We start from the raw sequence: 14,876 nt of genomic DNA on the forward strand, positions 1-14,876 counted from the left end.
CGGCTTCCCCGCCCGCCGGGGGTGTCAAGCGGGCAGACGGGGATGGTTCGGGCGGCCCGCTCCGCAAAGTGTGTCCCGAATCACCCTACTCGCTCTCAAGCTTGCTGAACCGAGTGCCGATTCGAGGATTTCGACCCTGGTCACACTGTGATGCCGAATTCGAGCGGGAGTTCGGACTCAGGCGGCCTCCGTGACGATGCGGAGCAGCTGCCTAACCCGTTCCGGGGAACATGGGTGGCGAGGGTCTCAGCGCGCGGCTGCGCTGGGAATATCGCCCCCCGCGCCATCGCTTATGCTCGTGACGGCGCTCGGAAGGCTCGATTCGTGCGGAACCCGGTGGTCAAACCGGGTCTCGGCGGTGGGGTCCACCGAGCCGGGGCGCAGGATCGAAGGCCGGGCACCGGTACGACTGCCTGATTGCGAACAGTAGTAGCAATCAGGCACCACCGAGTGGCCGCCCTGCGACCCACCGTCCTCTGTCGGGCAAGTCCGCGGCGGATCGTTCGCCGCTGCAGCCGGTACCCGGCCGGCTGCGGTGTCGGCCGGTGTCGCGGGCGGGTCGGTCTCGCGGATGCGTGCGAGCCGAAATACTGAACACGTTGCGCAGTTGTCTGGTTGCCCAACGAATTCGGGCGTGGCCCGTACGGGTGATCTATCGGGGAGTTGCGAGCGTCCGGGTCCGATGAGGCGTCACAACTGTGTTGCTCGGCCGATGTACTGGTCGGGAGCAGGAAGGGGAGGACAATGCGTAACGACCATGTGACATTGCGTTCGACGGCCGTGTTCGATCTGCTGGCCCCGCAGTCGCCCGCAGTTCCGGTGCAGGTGGAACTCCGCTACGACACGCAGGACCCGTACGCGGTGGTGGCCGCGTTCCGCACCGGCCGTGCCGGCTGGGTCGAGTGGGTGTTCGCCCGCGATCTGCTCGCGGACGGGCTGATCGCGCACGCGGGCGAAGGTGACGTCACCATCCGGCCCGCGCCGGACGACCCCGAGGTGGTCGCCATCGAGCTCAGCTCGCCGTCGGGGCATGCCGTGTTCGAGGCGTCGGCCCAGGAGCTCGCCGACTTCTTGGACCGCACGTACGACGTCGTGGTGCCCGGCAACGAGAACCTCTGGGTGGACGTGGACGAGGCGCTGACGCGCCTGCTGCCGCACGACATGGGCTGACCAGCCCCGATCGGCTTCCCGCGATACCGGGCGGGGGTGCGGGGCACCCCCGCTTTGATCGTGTTCGCGGATGTCGTCTAGAGTTCACGGTGCAGCGCGGCGGAAGGCAGCGGGTCAGCCGGACCGGACGTCGCAGGCAGGCGGACGTAGCGCAGCTGGTAGCGCATCACCTTGCCAAGGTGAGGGTCGCGGGTTCGAGTCCCGTCGTCCGCTCTGGAATCTCGTGCGGAGTGGGCCGGCGATGCGTCGATCCGCTTCCGTTGCGGCGGAGTGGCCGAGTGGCTTAGGCAAGGGCCTGCAAAGCCCTGTACGCGGGTTCGATTCCCGCCTCCGCCTCGCGCGATTAGCTCAGCGGGAGAGCGCTACCTTGACACGGTAGAGGTCACTGGTTCGATCCCAGTATCGCGCACCACTTTTTGTGCAGGTCAGAGTGCCTGACCATGGATCATGCGTTTTCATTGGCTCGCTGCGATGGGGCGAGAATGGGGTGACCCCATCGCTCACGCTTGAGAGCGGCCTGAGTCAGGGCAGCTTCAGCCACGGTGTGTGCTGTTCCAGCCAGCCTCGTTCTGTGTCGTTGATCACAGCCAGTCCTCGGTTCCATCGAGCTTCGAGCGCTTCGGAGATCTGTTCGCGCATGGCCGGGGTGACGTGGTCGTAGACCCGTGCGATACCTTTCATCTTCTGCCCAAGTCGGGCCCGGCGAGCGACCTCGGGCACCCCGTCCTCGGTCACGGGCAACACATCGATACGACGGTGGCTGACCGCGTCGATGATCACGGTCGCATACTGTTGTCGGCGTGCGAGCGCGAAATCATCAACGCCGAGAACGGTTCCTGGTTCAATCGCGGGCTCGGGAAGTGCGTGGACCAGTCTAAGAACCGTGCCGCGACTGGCCGGCATCTCGAGCAGACCGGCGAGCCGAGCCCCAGCACGGCCCGCTAACGCGAGCCCGACCTGGGCCAACGACTCACGGCACGGTGAACTGCGCTGCGCATGCCGCGTGGTCAACCCCTCCACCTGCTCCGCGAACGTCCGCACCGAACACGTCCGGTCGTCGCAGAAGAAACGGCGCACCCGCAGGCGCAGCGCCACCGGTTGCCCCGCCACAGGCAGATCAGCCAACGTCCGCTCGTAACGGCTATGCACAGCGGGCGTCCCGCAGCTCCAGCAGGATGCGCCGTTCGCGTCGACACGCGCCCAGACCCGAACACCGGCCGGCATCCGTTCGATTCCCTCGATGACCGCCCCGGCCAAGTGCGGCAACAACCCGTCTAACCACTCCTGATCACACACTCAAGATAATCACAGAAACCCGCTAGATACCCCGCCCCGGTCCATGATCACGGAACCTTGGAAAGAACCGTTAGATCGACACTCCCCTCGGGAAGGTCTCCGAACCTTGTGAGTCGCATCGTCAGACTCCTTCGTGTCGACGGACGGAATGCAAACCGAGAAGTACCGTGAAATAGTCCGCTACCCTAGCCTATCGTTTCGCGTAACGCGGAGTGCTTGCGGATCTAGATCGACTACGCCTTCTTCATCAAATTGGCGACAGGGCCAAACCCTGAGCGGGCCCGGTGTGGGTTTCTGGTATTCCTTGTCACCAGTCCTTCTCGCGGACGCGCGGGTCACGCAAGATAGCGTAGACATATGAGGGCTGGGCGACTGGTGGAAGCTTGCTCGGGCCATCGACGGGCCATGCGTCCAGCGCATTGCTGAAATCTCCACGGGCTATGTTTCGGCGAAGGTGAGAGAGGGTCACGTACCAGGGAACAGGAGCGCCGCCAATCCTGTAGGTGAACTCCTTTCCTCGGACCGTCGTGAACACCTCACCGGCGTTCTGCTCGATCCGCTTCCATGTCTTCTCGATCTTCAAAAGTTCCCGCTGTGGCTCAACCGGCGCCGGTTCTGGCGGGCCCGGTCGCCCCTCCCAGATGGCCAGATCACGCTCTGTCGGCGGTCGGGCGGTGCCCCAGTACGGTCCGCCTGGCTGGGCACGGAGGACAGCAGCGAAGCTTCGTCCATCCGGGGCCGTGAGAGCCACCGTTCGGAAGTCGGGGAAACTCCGAGTTAGTTGCACCTTGGCATACCCCGCCCGTTCCGCGGCTTCACGCGCGGCGACCTCGCCATGCCACGTCGCTTGAGCCCAGTGGTCCTCATTGGCATCGTCTGTGAAGTCGACGACCGCGACCAACTCTCCAGTGCGCATCCTGGCGGCTCCCCTCGCGCCACACGGGCGTCGGAAACAAGATCGTTTTCATTTTGAGGGTATCGCAACGATCTGACGATCACAGCTGATTCGGAGATCTCCGCGCATCTGCAGCCCAGGTGAGTCCCAGCGTGCCGGTGCGTTGGGAGCCGCCAACCTGGGAGGAAATGGGGAGAAATCACCCGCGCTGAACCGCTTCGAACGGCTCCCAACGGAACCGTCCTGGTCTGCCGATTCGTTATCTCCGCAGGTGAGGACGGTTGCCGGCGCTACCTTGACACGGTAGAGGTCACTGGTTCGATCCCAGTATCGCGCGCCACCGAAGTTCCCAGGTGAGAGCCCCATCGATGCTGTCCATCGGTCGGGGCTCCAACCATTTCGGGGCGCAGTTGACGTTGTCGTGCCGTGTTCGCCCCATTCGGCAAACTCGGTGTTTGCTCGGGCATCCAGGTTCTCGTCGCGGCGGCCGGTGCGGATGAGATCGGTGTTCGGGGCGTGTTCGTCGGTGAGGGCCCGCACTGCGGCGGCGGCGATGTCGTGGCGTCGACGAAACCGACGCGCCCGTTGCCCGTCACGGTCAGGATGGGGCCGTCTTCCCCGCGGGCGCGGCCGCCGCCGTGGTCGGCTGGTGCCGGGGCACCCGGCCGCATCGGGAGGTCGCCGACCGGGTGCCCCGGGGTCAGTCGAGCGTGACGCCGTCCATCGTGCCGGTGGCGCGCCACCGGGCCAGCAGCTCGAAGAACTCCACCGGGCCGCCGCCGTAGCCCGCCGCGAGGAGGCTGTCGGGGTTCTCGTGGTCACCTTCGGTGTCGAGATAGCTCGGGGTGCAGTCCCGGAAGAACTCGACGCCCGGGCCGGCGAGTTCCCGCATGGTGCGGACCCATTCGTCCTCGGCGGCCAGGTCGGCCTCGATGGTCCGCGTGCCCCGCTCCGCCCACTGCCCGAGCAGGTAGGCCAGGTGCCGAGCTCGCTCTTCGGCGGTGTGCGTGTAGTTGTGCGCGATACCGGTCTGGGTGTAGCCGAGGAAGAAGCAGTTCGGGAACCCGTGGGACTGCAGGCCGTGGAACGTGCGGGGCCCGTCCTTCCACTTCTCGCTCAGGCGCACGCCGTCGCGGCCGACGATGTCGAAGCCGGTCCGGCGCGTGTAGGTCGTGCCGACCTCGTAGCCGGTCGCGAATATCAGCGCGTCCACCGGGTACTCGACACCTCCCACGACCACGCCGCCGGTGGTGAGCCGCTCGATGCCGCGCCCGTCGGTGTCGACGAGCTCGACGTTGTCGCGGTTGAACGCCTGCAGGTACTCGTCGTGGAACCCGAGCCGCTTGCACAGGCGCTTGTACCAGGGCTTGAGGGCTTCGGCGGTCTCCTCGTCGGTGACGATGGAGTCGATGCGGTCCCGGACCCGCTGCATCGACCAGTAGTCCTTCTCGTAGAGGAAGTCGACGATCTCCTCCATGCTCATGTCCCCGCCCCGGCGGGCGATCTCGTTGACGACGGCCGGCGCGGTGACCTCGAACGCGACCTCGGTCCAACCGTCGTCGACGAGGTCGTTGCCGCGTTCCACCTCGGCGCCTGCCGTGACGCGGGTGAAGTTCTCCATCCGCTCCCGCTGCCAGCCCGGTTCGAGGCCCGCCGCCCACTCGGGGTCGGTGGGGCGGTTGGCGCGGACGTCGACCGCGTTGGGGGTGCGCTGGAAGACGTAGAGCTGTCCGGCCCACCGCCCCACCTGCGGCACGATCTGCAGCCCGGTCGCGCCGGTGCCGATGACGCCGACCGCCTTGTCGCGCAACCCGGTCAGCCCGCCGGACTCGTCGCCACCGGTGTAGCCGTAGTCCCAGCGGCTCGTGTGGAACGTGTGGCCCCGGAACTCGTTGATTCCCGGAATCCCGGGGAGTTTCGGCCGGTGCAGCGATCCTGGGGAGACGACCACCACCGACGCGGTGATCCGGTCGCCCCGGTCGGTCGACACGATCCAGCGCTTGAGCGCGTCGTCCCAGACCATCTCGGTCACCCCGGTCTGGAACAGGGCGTCGTCGTACAGGCCGTAGCGGCGGGCGATCTCCGCCAGGTGCTCCCGGATCTCGGGCGCGTGCGCGTAGCGCTCGGTCGGCACGTGCCCGAGCTCTTCGAGCAGCGGCATGTAGATGTAGGACTCGATGTCGCACTGGGCACCGGGGTAGCGGTTCCAGTACCACGTGCCGCCCACGTCGCCCGCCTTGTCCACCAGCCGGGTGCCGGTGATGCCGACCTCCTGCAGCCGGACGGCGGCCAGCAGACCGCCCAGCCCGGCGCCGACGATGAGCACGCCGACCTCGTCGTCGACCGGATCGCGCTCGTCGCGTTCGACGTACGGGTCGTCGGCGTAGTGCGAGAACTCGGCCGTGACCTCGACGAACTGATCGACGGCGTCCTGGCGCAGGCGTTTGGCGCGTTCGTGGGCGTGCTTGGCGCGAACCCAGTCCGGGTCGTAGTGATCGGGCTGCGGTCCCGGCGGCGGTGCCGTGTCAGCCATCCGTACCTCCTTGCCCGCGGCGGGGTTTCACCGGTTCGCGATCTCGCGGAAGCGGTCCCGCAGCGGACGGTCGTCAGGGGTGGAGCGGTAGATGCCCCGGTCGATCAGCCGCGGCACGACCTCGTCGATGAACTCCCGGATCGACAGGGAACCGACCGGGAACATGAGGTTGAAGCCGTCGACGTGGCCGTCTTCGAACCACAGGGCGAAGTCGTCGACCAGCTCGTCGTAAGAGCCGACGAACTTGCGGTGCGTGGCCCCGCCGCGCCCGATCGCATGGGCGGCCACGTCCCGCACCGTCACGCCCGGGTTGTCCCGGACCCAGTTGTAGAGCCCGACGTAGTTGCCGAACGTGCTGTTGATCGTCTTCTCGACCTCGGCGGGCGGCGGGAGGATCTCCACCGGGAACGGATCGTTCACGTCGTCGAATTCCAGCGGGATGTCGAACTGGGTCAGCGCGAACGGCGCGAGGAGATCCCACGGCACGTAGTCGTCGAGGGCGCGCATCTTCTCCTCGGCCTCCTCGGCGGTGCGGCCGATGAAGGGGATGAGCCCGGGAATGGCCGGAACGGTGTCCTGCTGGCGCCCGGCCTCCAGCAGTGCCTTGTCGAGATCGGCCCGGTACGCGGCGGCGCCGTCGCGGGTGGTCGCGTTGGTGAACACCATGTCCGCGTGCTTGGCCGCGACCCTGATGCCGGTTCCCGATCCTCCTGCCTGCGCGATGAGCGGGCGCCCCTGCCTGCTGGGGGCGACGTTCAGCGCGCCCGCGACCTGGAAGCGCTCGCCGTCGTGGTCGACGGGGCTGGCGTAGAAGCGGGTCGCGCCGTCGGGGTCGGCGCGGAGTTCGCGGTTGGCCCACAGCGCCGTGACGACGTCGAGGAACTCGTCCGCGCGGCCGTAGCGGGTCTCGCGGTCCGGGTGGCCTTCGAGGCTGTAGTTCCGCGCGAAGTGATCGCCCGCCGTGGTGACCGCGTTGAAACCCGCGCGGCCGTCGGATGCCTGGTCGAGCGAGGCGAGCAGCCGCGCGAGGGTGTAGGGGTCGTAGAACGTCGTGGACGCGGTCGCGATGAGACCCACGTGCTTGGTCCGGGCCGCCATCGAGGTGAGCGCGGTGATCGGCTCGGCCGGTCCGCCGTCCATGGCCGGCGACATGGCCAGGCCGGGGACGTCCCCGAGGAAGATGGCCGTGAACAGCCCTTCGTCGCCGAACTGCCCGTACTCCATGAGCCGGGTGAACGCGTCGCGGTCCTCGAGACCGCCGTGCTCGCGCTCGTAGGCGAGCGCACCCATGTGCAGGTTCAGGTCGTTGCCGACGAGATTCAGGTGCAAGTGGCGTCGATCCGACATTGGTACTCGCTTTCGATTCGTCGATGACTGGAGCCGTGCTCAGCCCGGCGCTCCGCCCCGGCCGGTGGCGGTCCGGGTGCGCGGCGTCGTGTCGGTGAGCTGCTTTCCGTGGATGTGGGTCTGCTTCGGCATGTTCCAGCCGAGCACGCCCGTGACCACCCCGTCGTGCCGGTAACGCGCGACGAAGCGCGGGCCCTCGACGGCGCCCTCCACGATGTCCACGTCGGAACCGGGTGGGAGGGTTCCGAGGATCTGGATCTTGGTGTCGTACTGGTCGGTCCAGAGGTAGGGGACCGGCGCGTAGGGCTGGGGCGCGCCGAGGATGTTGGCCGTGACGGCCCTGGCCTGGTCGGCCGCGTTGGTGCGGTTCTCCAGGCGCAGGGGGCCGATCCCCGGGTGCTCCCAGCGGGCGATGTCACCGACCGCGAACACGCCGTCCGCGGCGCGGCAGCGCGCGTCGCACAGCACGCCGTCGCCGATATCGAGCCCGCTGCCGTTGAGCCAGTCAGTGGCCGGGAACGCGCCGAACGCGACCACGACCACGTCACCGGGCAGCACCTTGCCGGTGGCCAGGCGCACCCCGGTGGCACGTCCGCGGTGTCCCGCCAACCCGGTCACCGCGGTGCCGAGCCGGAGTTCGACACCGCGCTCGGTATGCAGGGCCGACAGCCGCTCGGCGACGGTGGTGCCCAGCTGGTACTCCATCAGCGCGGGCTGGGGGCCCGCGATGGTGACCTCGCATCCCATACTTCGCGCGGTGGCGGCGATTTCGGTGCCGAGCACGCCGTCGCCGACCACCACGACCCGTCGCGCGGCGAGCAGGTCCGCGCGCAGCGAGATCGCGTCGTCGAGGGTCCGCAGCACGTGGGCCCCGGTGAGGTCCCGCTGCCCGGGCAGGGTGCGGGGTCGCAGACCGGTCGCGAGGACGATCGCGTCGGCCCGCAGCGCCCGCCCCGCCGCGGTGCGCACGGTGCGCGAGTCCACGTCCAGGTCCACAGCGGGATCGGCCAGCACGAACTCGGCGTCCAACGCCGACAGGGCATCCGGGTCCCGCAGGAACACCCGCTCGGTGTCCCAGGACCCGCCGAGCACCTGCTTGGACAGGGGCGGGCGGTCGTAGGGCAGGTGGCGCTCGGCGCCCAGGACGGTGAGCGTGCCGTGGAACCCGCTGCGTCGCAGGGATTCCGCGGTGGCGAGGCCGGCGACCGATGCCCCGACGACCAGGACACTCGACGGCGTGCTCATCCGTCCTCGCTCACCGAGAGCGAGTCCGTGCCCGATGCCGCGAGTCGGGTGCGGCTTCGCGGTGCCGCGCGCGGACCCCTCGGCGCCGAGGAGATCACGCGGCGGCGGGCGGTGACGCGGCCGCAGGTCGCGCGGACGGCGGCCACGATCTCGGAGGCGTTCGGCCCGTCGGTGTCGGCCGGTCCCACCACGTACTCGATGGGCGCGTGCAGGGTGCCGAAGAGTTCCCGGTGGATGACGGCGGCGATCTCGGTAGGCGGTCCCGACGGTGCCGCCATGTCGGGCGCCAGAACGAGGCGCCGCGTGCGGCGGACCGCCGCGAGGACGGTGTCCACGTCGAGCGGTGCCAGGCTGCGCAGGTCCACCACGTCGACGTCGATGCCCTCCGCGGCGAGCGCGGCGGCCGCGCGCAGTGCCGGTCCGCGGATGGCGCCGTAGGTGACGACGGTGGCATCGGTGCCCCGACGCACCGTTTCGGCGGCACAGCGGTGAGCCGCGGTGCGCGCCGGTTCGGCGCGCGGACCGCTCGCCCGGTACAGCACGGCCGGTTCGAGGACGATGCACGGTGCCGGGTCGGTGATGGCGGCGGACAGCAGCGCCTCGGCGTCGGCGGGCGTGCTCGGTGCGAGGACCTTCAGGCCGGGAACTCGCGCGAACCACTGCCCGTACGCGCGACTTCGGGACTCACCGGGCGGCAGCGGAACCCGCAAGACCGGTGCGCCGGTCTTCGCCGGCCGCTCGCACCCGAGGACGGCCTGGAGCTGGTCGAGCACCGCGTTGGTGATGCCCGAGGCCGGGATCTCCACGACCGGCAGCATGCCTTCGATCGCCGCACCGACGGCAGCCCCGATGATCGCGGGCTCCGGTGTGTCCACGACGCGGTGCAGTCCGTGTGCGGTCGACAGCCCCTTCGTGACGCCGTAGCGGCCACCGACCGGATCGGCGAGATCCCGGCCGAACAGCAGCACCCGGTAGTCCGCCCGCAGCGAGCGGTCGAGGGCGCGGTTGAGTGCGACTCGGCCGGAGTAGTGCGCAGTGCTCATGGCGTGTCTCCTTGGCTGGGCCGGGAGGGTTCACCCCGTGATGTCGTCGCCGACCGCGAGTCTGGTCACGACGTGGTGGCGCTGGATCTTTCCGGTGTCGGTGCGGGGGATCTCGTCCCACACCGCGATGCGGTCGGGGGTCTTGGACGTGCGCAACGCGGCCTCGGCGGCCTCGCGCAGCGCGTCGGGATCGAGCTCGGCGTCGCGTTCCGGGGTGACGACCGCTTCGATGCGGTGGCCCCACTCGTCGTCGGGCACACCGACGGCGACCGCGTCGGCCACGCCGTCTTGCCGCAGGAGCACGTCCTCGATCTCGGCGGGTGCGATGTTCTCGGCACCTCGGATGATCGTGTCGTCCTGGCGGCCTTCGACGAACAGGAACCCGTCGGCGTCGAGCCGGCCGAGGTCGCGGGTGTCGAACCAGCCGTCGTCACGAGCGCGCGCTTTCCCGGCGTACTCCCCGGATACCTGCTCGCCGCGCACCCAGATCCGGCCGGGCGCGCCGATCGGCACCTCGACACCGTCGGCATCGCGGACCTGGACGTCGACGCCCGGGATCGGTCGTCCCGCCGAGTGCAGCCGGGCGCGCACCGCAGGATCTGCGGAGGCGAACGCCTCCCGGTGCTCCTCGGGGCCCAGGATCGAGACGGTCGAGCTCGTCTCGGTCAGCCCGTAGGCGTTGACGAACCCGACGTGCGGCCATTCGCGCAGGGCGCGCTCGATCACCCGCGGCGGCATCGCGGCTCCGCCGTAGGCCAGGGTGCGCAGGCTCGGGACCGACCGGTCCGCGGAGCCGTCGTCCATGATCCTGGCCAGGATCGTCGGGACCACCATTGCGTTGGTGACCCGCTCGTCACGGACCAGGCGCAGCCAGGCGGACGGGGTGAAGGCGTCCAGCAGCACGAGCCGTCGCCCGGCGTACAGGTTCGTGAGCACGTTGGACACCGCGGCGATGTGGTACGGCGGAACGCAGAGCAACGAGGACTCGTCGGCCCCGGCGCTGCCGAACTCGACCGTGCCGATGACGTAGGACACCAGGTTGCCGTGCCGCAGCAGCACGCCCTTCGGCTCCGATGTCGTACCGCTGGTGTAGATGATCACAGCGGTCGAATCCGGATCGGGATCGCTCGCGGATCCGCTCGCCGCGGGGGTGCGCGCCGCGGCGAGCCATGCCTCCGGGGTCCGGATCCCGACGGCGATCTCCTCGGCCAGCCCCGCGTGCTGTTCGTCGGCGATCACGTAGGCGCCGGGGTGCTTCGCCAGCAGCGCGCCGAGTTGCGCCCGCCCGAGCCGGTAGTTGATCGGGACGAACGGCACCCCGGCCAGCGCCGCGGCCAGCAGCGCCACCGGGAACGCGGGCCCGTTCTTGGCGATGTGCACGAGCGCGGAGGCTCCGCCGCGCGCCAGCGTCGCGGCGCCGTTCCGGGCGGCTTCGCGTAACTGCCCGGCGGACAGACCGTCCCGGCTGCTGCCGAGCACGATCCGGTCGTCCCCGCCGTCGGCGGCCATGTCCAGCAATGTCGTGAGGTTCATGGCGTCAGTCCGATGCCGGCAGGGGTTTGGCTGCCTTGACCGCCAGCGCCGCGTCGCCGAGCGCCAGCGAACCCTGCCCGGCCTTGGTGCACAACAGCTCCACCGAGCCGTCCGCGGCGACGTAGCGCTTGCCCAGCACCGTCCCGGACGCCTGATCCGGGTCGAGGGTCCCGCGCGCGGACCCGTCGTGGTCGTCTTTGCCGACCATCGGTGCGCCGCCGCAGGTCAGCGGAGCCGCTCCTGCGGACCAGCGCACGACCACCACGGCGGTGTCGTCCACCGTGCTCACCAGTGTGGACCCGACCTTGGGTTCCATGACGCCGTCCCTTCTCGGTACGTGGGGTGCGGGAGGTTTCCGCGGCCGACCACCGCGCGGGCCGATCACGATGCGGGCCGGTCGCCGATCACGCCGTCCGCCGCGAGCGAGGCGATCTCGTCCTCGGACAGCCCGAGCCCGGTGAGGATCTCGGTGTTGTGCTCGCCGAGGAGGGGGGCGTGGCGACGGTGGTAGGGCACCGCTGCGCCGGAGAACCGCAGCGGCAGGGTGCTGTAGCGCCCGGTGCCGGCGACGGGGTGCTCCACGGTCTCGTAGAAGCCGCGGGCCCCGAGCTGCGAGGTCTCGGACTGGCGGTGCGGGAACAGCACTTTCGCGACCGGAACGCCCGCGGTCGACAGCAGTTCGACGATCTCGTCACCGGTGCGCGGCAGGCACCACTTCTCCAGACCGTCGTCGATCTCGTCGTGCCGCTCCCTGCGTCCAGCCACATCGGACAGTGCTGCGTCCTCGGCCCAATCCGGTCGCCCGACCGCGCCGCACAGGGCCTGCCACTGCTCGTCGGTGGCGACCGCGATCGCGACCCACGAGTCGCGGCCGCCGAATTCGTCCTGCTCCGACGTCCGGTAGAGGTTCTGCGGCGCGGAGACCGGACCGCGGTTGCCGTCCCTGGTCAGCAGTGCGCCGTAGGCTGAGTGCTCGATCACCTGCTCGCCGGCGATGTTGATCGCGGCGTCCACCATCGCCGACTCGACGAGCATGCCCTCCCCGGTGCGCCGCCGGTGTTCGAGCGCGAGCAGCAGCCCGTTGAAGGCGTGCACACCGGCGTTCGGATCGCCGAGCGTGTAGGGCTCGACGGGGTTCTGGTCCGGGTGCCCGGTCAACCAGGTCAGGCCGGAGGCGTCCTCGATGACGTACGCCAGCGCCCCCGCGTCCCGCCACGGGCCGTCGAGCCCGAATCCCGGCATCCGGACCACGATCGCGTCGGGCCGGATCTCCTTGACCGCCTCGTACCCGAAGCCGGCCTGCTCCAGCACCCGGGGCGTGTAGTTCTCCACCACGACGTCGCAGTCGGCGATGAGCCCGCGCAGCAGCTCGCGCCCGCGCTCGGTCTGGAAGTCGATGGTCACGCTCTTCTTGTTCGTGTTGAGCGCGGCGAAGATCGGCGATCGTTCCCACCACCGGTCCTCCGTCGCGGGCACGCCCGCGATCAGCCGGGTCCCGTCCGGTCGGCCGGTCGATTCGAGGTGGATGACCTCGGCGCCGAGCATCGCGAGCAGGTGGGTGCACGACGGGCCCGCCCAGAACGCGGTCATGTCGAGCACCCGCAAGCCGGCGAACGGCAGCGCCGCGGGCTCGTCGCCGGGCCCGGCCTGCTCGTCCCGGTTCTCCGGTCGGCTCCGGACCCGGCAGCTGTCGGTGTGCTCCCCGAGGCGAGGCGCCGGTTCCGGGTCGCCCAGCACGTCCGGAGACAGCCGGTACGGGAGGCCCGGCTGCAGGAACCCGTCCCTCGGGTTGGGCCGGAACGTCCCGCGCGCTGCGAACTGGTCCATCCCGGTGATGCTCGACCCGTTGCTCACCGGGGCGTTGGGGATGCGGAACGCCGTGGCGGCCTCGCACACGTCCTCGACGTCCCGCTCGGCGATCCAGGCGTAGAGCTCGGGTGCGACCTCGCCCGCCAACTCGGTGATCGCGATCGGTTCGTCGGGGTCGATCCACTCCGGATGGCCGACCATCGCGCAGAGGTCGAACCACTGCTGGGCCGTGGCGCAGCCGATCGCCACGAGCCCGTCCCGCGCCGCGGCGACACCGGGCACGAACAGCGAACGGACCGAGCGGAACGGGCGGTCCAGCAGGTCGAAGAAGGTGACCGGGTAATAGGTCAGGCAGAGGACGTGGACTTCGAGCATCGAGACGTCGACCAGGCGTCCGCTGCCGCTGGCCAGCGTCGCCAGGCGCGAGACGAGCGTCCCCGCCGCCGCGTACGCCCCCGACAGCCAATCGCCGACCTGCCCCCCGATGTGCACGGGAGCGCGTTCGGGATCGCCGCGGCCGATGCCGATCATGCCGCCGGACCACGCCTGGAGGGTGAATTCGGTGGCGGGGAAGTCCTTCCACGGCCCGTCCAGCCCGAACGGCGTGATCGCGGTGACGGTCAGGTGCGGGTACGCGCGCCGGATCTCCTCCGGCAGCAACGCCGCGTGCTCGGCGAGCCGGGATCCCCGCGACCACACGACGGCATCGGCCGAGGCCAGCAGCGAGTGCACCCGTTCCAGGGCGGCGGGATCGTCGGGTTCGGCGACGACGCCGCGCTTGGAACCGGCGAGGAAGCTGAACAGGGCGCCGTCGGCGCCGGGCGGGATCTCGGCCCCGGACGCCGACCACGAGCGCAGGGCGTCGCCCTCCGGCGGCTCGACCTTGATCACGTCGGCGCCGCCGTCGGCGAGGGTCTTGGTGCAGTAGGCGCCCGCGATCCCGGCGGAGAGGTCGATGACCGTGTAGCCGGACAGCGGTGGTTCCGGTGCGGCGGTCATGGTCACTCCGGCTTCCTGCGGCCCGACTTGCTGAGCCGGAAATCGGGCGGGAACTGGGCGTCGTTGTCCTTGACGGTGTTGTTCAACCCGCGTTCGAAGGTTTCCTCGTCCAGGACCACGTCCCGATCATCGGGTTTGACGTAATTGCCGAGGCTCTCGAACAGGCCGCTGAGGATGCTGCCCAGGTATTCGCCCTGGTGCTGCTTCATCATCGTGAAGAAGAGCTTCTGCTGGTACACGACGTCGGTCGGGCGGGTGCGGGAGCACGCGAGCGCGTACTTGCCGACCTCGTCCTCCAGCTCGTCCCTGGTGACGACCTTGTTCAGGAAGTTGCAGTCGTACATCTCGGCCGCCGTGAACGGGCGCCCGGTGAACACCATCTCCTGGAACTTGCGGAGGCCCATCGTCATCGCCCAGCTCCACATCCGGGGACCCCAGCCCGCGTACCGGAACGCGGCGTGCCCGAAGAGCGCGTCGTCCGCGGAGATCACCAGGTCCGCGTCCGCTGCTTGGTAGAAGTGCCAGCCGTAGCAGTAGCCCTTGACCTCCAGGATGCTGATCTTCTTGAAGTCCTGGAGAGTCCGGCAGCCGGACCTCGGGTCGGCGAACCACTGCCCGGTCTGCGCCCCGCCGCGGAAGGAGTCCTGCGGCGGGAGCCGCACGTCGTCGTCTTCGGTGAGCCGGTAGTCCTGCAGCCGGGGCCCCTCGTCCGGCGCGGTGTAGACCTCCATGAATTCGGGCAGGTCGACGCCGCTGCCGAGATCGTTCCCCGCACCGCGGATGACGAGCACCTTCACCTGGTCGTCGACGTTCGCGCGGTGCAGCAGTTCGGCGTACCGCAGCCGGGCCCCGATGGTGGGGGCGTTGAGGTGTTCCGGCCGGTTGAACGTGATCGTGGCGATTCTGGTTTCCGGGTCCTTCTCGTAGAGGACGATCTCCTCGGGAGAGGGACGCGAGGACTCGGGCATGGACGGAACTCCTTGCGCTGGTGGGCAGGGGTCGACTG

11 protein-coding genes and 3 tRNA genes are annotated in these 14,876 nt (G+C 69.6%); 4 read left to right on the forward strand and 10 right to left on the reverse strand.

The features are described 5' to 3' along the window. The first annotated feature begins 744 nt into the window (after nucleotides 1-744). The 4 genes from IQ251_RS02245 (at nucleotide 745) to IQ251_RS02260 (ending at nucleotide 1,582) form a co-directional block, all read left to right on the forward strand. A complete protein-coding gene (locus tag IQ251_RS02245; RefSeq protein ID WP_193926713.1) occupies nucleotides 745-1,170 on the forward strand; it encodes an SsgA family sporulation/cell division regulator in 426 nt (141 codons plus the stop codon). Nucleotides 1,171-1,310: 140 nt separating this feature from the next. Continuing rightward, nucleotides 1,311-1,383 (forward strand) — tRNA-Gly (locus IQ251_RS02250). A gap of 51 nt (nucleotides 1,384-1,434) precedes the next feature. Further along, nucleotides 1,435-1,506, forward strand: a tRNA-Cys gene (locus tag IQ251_RS02255). Between the two features lies 1 nt (nucleotide 1,507). Beyond that, nucleotides 1,508-1,582, forward strand: a tRNA-Val gene (locus IQ251_RS02260). Nucleotides 1,583-1,692: 110 nt separating this feature from the next. Here IQ251_RS02260 and IQ251_RS02265 read toward each other — a convergent pair. From IQ251_RS02265 to IQ251_RS02310, 10 genes are all read right to left on the reverse strand, one after another. Beyond that, the gene (locus IQ251_RS02265) at nucleotides 1,693-2,466 is read right to left on the reverse strand and encodes a transposase family protein (protein WP_193926714.1); all 774 of its coding nucleotides are present in this window, start codon (nucleotides 2,464-2,466) and stop codon (nucleotides 1,693-1,695) included. 307 nt (nucleotides 2,467-2,773) lie between these two features. After that, on the reverse strand, nucleotides 2,774-3,382 hold the full coding sequence (locus IQ251_RS02270) for a hypothetical protein (RefSeq protein ID WP_193926715.1): 609 nt from the start codon (nucleotides 3,380-3,382) through the stop codon (nucleotides 2,774-2,776). 679 nt (nucleotides 3,383-4,061) lie between these two features. Continuing rightward, a complete protein-coding gene (locus tag IQ251_RS02275; protein WP_193926716.1) occupies nucleotides 4,062-5,894 on the reverse strand; it encodes a flavin-containing monooxygenase in 1,833 nt (610 codons plus the stop codon). A gap of 27 nt (nucleotides 5,895-5,921) precedes the next feature. Continuing rightward, nucleotides 5,922-7,223 carry an NtaA/DmoA family FMN-dependent monooxygenase gene (locus IQ251_RS02280; RefSeq protein WP_228045988.1) on the reverse strand — a complete coding sequence of 434 codons (1,302 nt, stop codon included), beginning with the start codon at nucleotides 7,221-7,223 and terminating at the stop codon, nucleotides 5,922-5,924. Nucleotides 7,224-7,280: 57 nt separating this feature from the next. Beyond that, the gene (locus tag IQ251_RS02285; protein ID WP_193926718.1) at nucleotides 7,281-8,486 is read right to left on the reverse strand and encodes an NAD(P)/FAD-dependent oxidoreductase; all 1,206 of its coding nucleotides are present in this window, start codon (nucleotides 8,484-8,486) and stop codon (nucleotides 7,281-7,283) included. Next, nucleotides 8,483-9,529: a transketolase C-terminal domain-containing protein gene (locus tag IQ251_RS02290; protein ID WP_193926719.1), complete on the reverse strand. Its 1,047-nt coding sequence runs from the start codon at nucleotides 9,527-9,529 to the stop codon at nucleotides 8,483-8,485. The genes IQ251_RS02285 and IQ251_RS02290 overlap by 4 nt, the downstream gene beginning before the upstream one ends. Nucleotides 9,530-9,559: 30 nt before the next feature. Beyond that, complete coding sequence (locus IQ251_RS02295; protein ID WP_193926720.1) at nucleotides 9,560-11,062, reverse strand: class I adenylate-forming enzyme family protein; 1,503 nt, start codon at nucleotides 11,060-11,062, stop codon at nucleotides 9,560-9,562. Between the two features lie 4 nt (nucleotides 11,063-11,066). Beyond that, nucleotides 11,067-11,378 carry a hypothetical protein gene (locus IQ251_RS02300; protein WP_193926721.1) on the reverse strand — a complete coding sequence of 104 codons (312 nt, stop codon included), beginning with the start codon at nucleotides 11,376-11,378 and terminating at the stop codon, nucleotides 11,067-11,069. A 65-nt stretch (nucleotides 11,379-11,443) separates the two neighbouring features. Then, a complete protein-coding gene (locus IQ251_RS02305; protein WP_193926722.1) occupies nucleotides 11,444-13,870 on the reverse strand; it encodes a CaiB/BaiF CoA transferase family protein in 2,427 nt (808 codons plus the stop codon). A gap of 2 nt (nucleotides 13,871-13,872) precedes the next feature. Beyond that, the gene (locus IQ251_RS02310) at nucleotides 13,873-14,838 is read right to left on the reverse strand and encodes an enoyl-CoA hydratase/isomerase family protein (RefSeq protein WP_193926723.1); all 966 of its coding nucleotides are present in this window, start codon (nucleotides 14,836-14,838) and stop codon (nucleotides 13,873-13,875) included. Nucleotides 14,839-14,876: the final 38 nt, after the last annotated feature.

The organism is Saccharopolyspora montiporae (assembly GCF_015209505.1).
Lineage (GTDB): Bacteria > Actinomycetota > Actinomycetes > Mycobacteriales > Pseudonocardiaceae > Saccharopolyspora > Saccharopolyspora montiporae.